This is a genomic window from Bradyrhizobium sp., from assembly GCF_030697065.1.
Classification (GTDB): Bacteria; Pseudomonadota; Alphaproteobacteria; order Rhizobiales; family Xanthobacteraceae; genus Bradyrhizobium.
This window is the reverse complement of the sequence record NZ_JAUYQU010000080.1, coordinates 1-5,785: the sequence shown is the minus strand read 5'-3', so window position 1 is coordinate 5,785 and position 5,785 is coordinate 1. Positions and strand designations below refer to the sequence as shown.

At 60.1% G+C, this 5,785-nt stretch carries 4 protein-coding genes; all 4 read left to right on the top strand.

All coding sequences use genetic code 11. The features are described 5' to 3' along the window. Window positions 1–716 precede the first annotated feature (716 nt). Entirely contained in the window at window positions 717–971 is a 255-nt protein-coding gene (locus Q8R73_RS05350) for a hypothetical protein (protein ID WP_305718495.1), read from the top strand. A gap of 477 nt (window positions 972–1,448) precedes the next feature. Next, complete coding sequence (locus tag Q8R73_RS05345) at window positions 1,449–2,177, top strand: carbonic anhydrase (RefSeq protein ID WP_305718494.1); 729 nt, start codon at window positions 1,449–1,451, stop codon at window positions 2,175–2,177. Between the two features lie 36 nt (window positions 2,178–2,213). Beyond that, window positions 2,214–4,277, top strand: coding sequence for a methyl-accepting chemotaxis protein (locus Q8R73_RS05340; RefSeq protein ID WP_305718493.1), 2,064 nt, complete (start codon window positions 2,214–2,216; stop codon window positions 4,275–4,277). A gap of 563 nt (window positions 4,278–4,840) precedes the next feature. Then, window positions 4,841–5,785: MCP four helix bundle domain-containing protein (locus tag Q8R73_RS05335; RefSeq protein ID WP_305718492.1), on the top strand; the 945-nt coding region annotated here is incomplete at its 3' end.

The window sequence follows — 5,785 nt, the reverse complement described above, 5'->3', positions numbered from 1 at the left end:
GCACGAGTAGACCACAGGGCAACCGGATCATCCGGCTTTCCCCGCGCAACGGTTTACGGCTTATACGTGCTCACCCTGGTGAACCGGGCTTTGTTGCCACCATCGCCTTGCGGATTGATACATCCAAACCCGGTTGGGCCGGATGAATCTCCGCAAGACTTGACGCCAGCGTCGGGGCGTCGGGCCTGCACGATTTCGCTCGTCCGCGCCCGTCTCGCCAAAGCTCCCGCCGGACCTCGTAGCCAATCCGGCGAGGTTCGTCGAAGACAGTTTGCAGCGCCGTTCGTCCGCACGCCGGATAATCGCTCACGGAGTTGATCCCGCCCTGCGATCCCTTGCGCGCCCGACGCTGTCGCGTCCATCGCATCCCGCCGCGCGTTCGTGACGTGCGCACGCCCCTCGTTCGGGCGGGACGGACGAATCAGTAAAGGTGATTTGCCCGACGTGTTAAGCGGAATATTTTTGTTTTCGGGGCTTGACTTTCACTTCTGATAATCGGAAGTGATTTGCCCGTCGGGTGGCGGTTGGCGAACAGTCAGCGGCAATTTTGCCATTGCATCACACTCATCCGGGTCAATTCGTGCGAGCCCGTCGCCAGCTACGCGAGATGCCGTAGTCATACGGAACGATTTGTTCACGCGTCGGTAGCGACTCCCGGGTCATTTGGGTCCATGCTCGGCAGGCTGTGGGGGCGGCCCAAAAATTTGGGTAAAAACATGTCGCAATATTTCTTCCGGATCAGCCATGGCCGCTATTCCGGCGCTTCCGATCAGGCGAGTGAATTCGAGAGCCGCGAAGACGCCTGGGCCGAGATGACCAAGGTCTGCGGCAACCTGCTCGGCGGCATCTCGCGCAGTCTCAAACAAGACTCCGAATGGTGCATGGAATTGCTGGACGAGACCAGGAAGCCGGTGTTTCGCATACGGCTGGTGGCGGAGACGCTGGATGAGGATCCGCTATCGCCGGCGTAAAGCGTCTGCCGTTGCGGCTTTTCGAAAGTCAATCTCGACTCGATGATCGGTATATTCACCTGTCATCACGCCTGCGCGTTAATCATTCAGACGTGTGAAGCTGCACCCACATCGCGCGTTGCGTGCGTTTATCCGTGCTGTTGCACAGTTCCCCGTATTCTTACGGGAACCGCCGTTAAGATTAATTTGGAACTTTCGCCGGTAGTTTGTTCCAACAGCGGGCGACCACCAGTCAAAGAAATCCACAGCGCCCGCCTTTCGGACAAATGGAATGACAAGCATCATGCAATCGGGCCTGCCGTCGTGCCGGTGCCCCGCGACCGTCGGCCAGATTGCCGGCCGATTCGAGCTCGCTTAAAGCGCGGCCGTCATTTCATGCCGGACACATGACCCTACCTTGGCAAATCACCCCGGAGAACGGCAATGACGATTGATCGGCGAATGTTGATACGCGGAGCGTTGGCTTGCGCGTGCTGCTTGAAGGCAGGCGTAGCCGCCGCGTCGGATGCGCCCCCGCATGGTGGCGCGCCATCGGCGCACTGGAGCTATGAAGGCGACGGCAATCCCGAGAAATGGGGTGAACTCCAGTCCGATTTCAAGATGTGCCAGCTCGGCCTGGAGCAGACGCCGATCGACCTCAGCAACGGTATCAAGGGCGATGTCGGTTCGGTCGAATATGACTACCGGCCGCTGCCGCTCCGTATCGTCAACAACGGCCATACCATCCAGTTCAACGCCGATCCGGGCAGTGCCTGTGTCATCGGCGGCACGCGTCATGAATTGCTGCAGTTCCATATGCATCACCCGAGCGAGCATTTGCTGGCTGGAAAAGGCTTCGATCTCGAATGCCACTTCGTGCACAGGTCGGGTGCGGGAGCGCTCGCGGTGACCGGCGTGTTCATTCGTCCGGGTGCCGCGAACGTCGCACTGCAGACATTCTTCGAGCGGATGCCCGCCAAGGCAGGGCCGGAGGTGCGGGCCGACAGTTCCATCGATATCGCGGGAATCCTGCCGAAGAGCGGCGGATATTTCCGTTACATGGGTTCATTGACGACGCCTCCCTGTTCCGAAGGCCTCACCTGGACGGTTCACAAGGAGCCTGTCGAGGCATCCGTCGAGCAGATTCGGAAATTCGCGTCGTTGTTTCCCAAGAACTCACGCCCGCTTCAGAAGCGCAATCGGCGCTTCGTCATCGACGCATCCTGATCGCCTGCTTTTTCTCGATTTTGAAGGAATTTCACCATGAGCAAGTCTTCGTCTTCCGCAAGCGTCGCGCCGTCCGGCGCGTTCGGGTTCTTCACCAATCGCAAGATCAGCACCAAGATCTCCATTGGATTTGGCTGTATTCTCGTCTTAACAGGCCTGATTTCGGCCATTTCCTATCTGGAGTTCGGGAAAATCGATCGGGACTTCAACGACTATTCGCGAAAGGTGACCAATGGCGCCGTCATCAGCGACATCGACCGGCAATTCCTGGCGTTCCGGCGCTATGCCGGTGAGGTCTCGGAGAACATCGAAGAGAACTTCGCCGCTGCCGACAAGACCCGCAAGATCGTGCGGGAAAAGTTTGACCAGGCGCTGAGGGGTATCAAGGACCCCGTACGGAACGCGAAAGTGAAGGCGATGGCCGATCAGTTCGACGTCTATTCGAAGGATTTCGACAAGGTCGTGCCGATGCAGCGTGAGCAGGCAAAGCTGGTGAAGGAAGTGCTCGATCCGGTCGGACAGAAGTTGCGCCTCGATCTGGAGCGGTTGCAGAAAAACGCCGCGGTCCAGGCCGGCAACAGCAACACCGTGATCCTCGCCGGCGAGGCCATCAAGCTGCTCATGCAGGTGCGTCTCAACTCCGACAAGGCGCTTGCGCGCCATGACGAGGCGTTCGTGAAGGTCGCCGAAGCCGCGTTTGTGGATCTCAAGCGAGTTCTGACGTCGTTCGAGGCGGCAATAGTCAATCCCGACGTTCGCAAGCAATTCGATGAAGTCAGGTCCAACGCCGATAAATTCCACGATGCGTTCGCCAAAGCCATGCACGACTCCAAGGAAACAAGTGCGCTCATGAACGGTGAGATGCGGAAAGCTGCGCGAGCGATTGCCGCCGAAGCCGCGGCCATCAAGGAGAGCGTGGTCGCCGAGGAACACAAGATCGAGCAAGAGGTAACCAGCCTGATCGCCTGGGCCAATACGATGATTGTCTGGGTTGCAGTCGGCAGTCTGGTCCTCGGCATGGTGCTGGCATGGCTGATCGGACGGGCGATCTCCAGGCCGGTGGTCGGACTTTGCGCCGGCATGCGCGAACTCGCCGAAGGCAATTTCGAGGTCGTGCTGCCGGGTCTCGGCCGCGGTGACGAAGTCGGCGACATGGCGCAGGCGGTCGAGACCTTCAAGGTGAAGGCCGAGCAGAAAGCCCGGGAGGAAGCGGAAGCCAAAATGAAACAGGATCAGATCGCGGCGCAGCAGCGCAAGGCCGATATGATCAAGCTCGCCGACGATTTCGAAGGCGCGGTCGGCGAGATCATCGAAACGGTTTCCTCGGCCTCGACCGAACTGGAGGCCTCCGCCGGCACGCTGACCTCGACGGCCGATCGTGCCCAGGAACTGACGACCGCCGTCGCTGCCGCCTCCGAGGAAGCGTCCACCAACGTGCAGTCGGTGGCTTCCGCCACCGAGGAACTGTCGTCGTCGGTCAACGAGATCAGCCGCCAGGTGCAGGAATCCTCGCGGATGGCCAATGAAGCCGTCCACCAGGCCCGCGCCACCAACGACCGGGTCGGCGAACTGTCGAAGGCCGCGGCGCGGATCGGCGACGTCGTCGAACTGATCAACACCATCGCGGGCCAGACCAACCTGCTGGCGCTGAACGCCACCATCGAGGCGGCCCGTGCCGGCGAGGCCGGTCGCGGCTTTGCCGTCGTGGCTTCCGAAGTCAAGGCGCTGGCCGAGCAGACCGCCAAAGCGACCGGCGAGATCGGCCAGCAGATCAGCGGCATCCAGGCTGCGACCCATGAATCGGTTGACGCCATCAAGGAGATCAGCGGCACCATCGAAAGGCTGTCGGAGATTTCCTCGACCATCGCGGCTGCCGTGGAAGAGCAGGGCGCGGCGACCCAGGAAATTTCCCGCAACGTGCAGCAGGCCGCGCAGGGCACCCAGCAGGTATCGTCCAACATCATGGACGTGCAGCGTGGCGCCAGCGAAACCGGCTCGGCCTCCTCGCAGGTGCTCTCCGCGGCACAGTCGCTGTCCGGCGACAGCAACCGCCTCAAACTCGAGGTCGGCAAGTTCCTCAACACGGTGCGGGCGGCCTGACGATCGGGAGCTTCCGGGGCCCCACGACAAACTGACGGCCCGCATGTTGCGGGCCGCCTTTTGTTCTTCACATTCAGGAACGGTCTGGCCGCAGTAAGCGGCTCCGGCGCGGGGTATTGCACGCTAGGTTGCACAGGGTCCCGTAATTTTACGAGACCAGGAAGCCGGTATCGAGAATTAGGCTGGTAGCGTAGCCGTTCGGCCGGCAGCGCCAGCGGGATCTCGCGCAGCCTCAAGCAAAACGCCGATTGGCAGATGGAATTGCTGGACGACGCCAAGAAGCCGGTGTTTCGAATCCGGCTGGTGGCGGAGACGGTGGGTTAGACAGCCTCATTGGCTGTCTGGCCGGTAATTTTACCGTCCGTAAAATTAACGGAATGGCATCGCTCTTATCGCATTACTGAAACGCAAGCAGTCATCACGCAAATCCGGCAATTTTGATTCGCTGTCGTCGATTCTGGAACTCTCGAGTTGAGAGCTCAAGGTCGGCGAGTTCCTTATTTCAGTGCGGGTAGTGTGACCAATAGCGGTCACACTTGGAAACTAGCTAGTGGAACGATAGAATGTCAATTCTTGCCAGATTCAAGATCATTACAAAGATCTTGGCCGTGATCCTGATGCTCGCAGCGATCGCCGGCGCGGTCAGTTGGATGGGCATCCAGGCGCTCGGCTCCCTCAATGCGCGCGCCGAGTACATGAACGCGGCTGCAAAGCGCTCGCTGATGGCAGCGCGCTCCAATCAGAACGTCATTGCGCTCAACCGGGCCGAATTCCGTGTCGCACTTGATCCCGGTCCCGAAAGCCGCGAAGCGGTCCGCAAAGTGATCGACGAACAAATGCAGATGTACCAGGAGCGGATCGCTGAGGTCGGCAAGACCACCGACGACAAGGTCAGGGCCATGATGCCTGCGATTGCGCAGGCGATGGCCGAGTACAAGGCGAGCCTGGACAATACGCTTCGGCTCGCGGACGCGACAAAGGATGTCAAGCTTGCGCCGGAGACGGTGCAGCTGAGGGACAATGCGCTGAAAAGCCGTGCCTTGTCCGCGCAGTTGCAGGATCGGGTGAGGACCGCTGGCGACGGGCTCGCTGAGCGCGTCGATCGGCTCTCCAGAGAAGCGAGCGAAGAATATCAGACCACTTCACGGCTTCTAATGATCGTAACCGTGGTCGGTGTGCTGCTCGGCCTGGCCGCAGGTTTCCTGATCGCCAAGTTCGGAATCGTCAATCCGATTGTCAGCTTGAAGGCAGTCATGGAAGCGCTGGCCGGCAACGATCTGAAAGCTGAAGTTCCCGGTACAGACCGCCGCGACGAGGTGGGCGATATGGCCCGCACCGTGGAAGTGTTCAAGAAGAATGGCCTGGAGGTCGAGCATCTGAAAATGGAACAGCAAGCGTCGGAGAAGCGCGCGGCCGAACAGCGCAAGGCCGACATGATCAAGCTGGCAAACGATTTCGAAGGCGCGGTCGGCGAGATCGTCGAGACCGTCTCCTCTTCGTCGACGCAG

What these genes read in the sequence shown, in the direction of transcription:
- Q8R73_RS05350 (WP_305718495.1), top strand. Translation starts at nt 717, where the DNA reads ATGTCGCAATATTTCTTCCGGATCAGCCATGGCCGCTATTCCGGCGCT.
- Q8R73_RS05340 (WP_305718493.1), top strand. Translation starts at nt 2,214, where the DNA reads ATGAGCAAGTCTTCGTCTTCCGCAAGCGTCGCGCCGTCCGGCGCGTTC.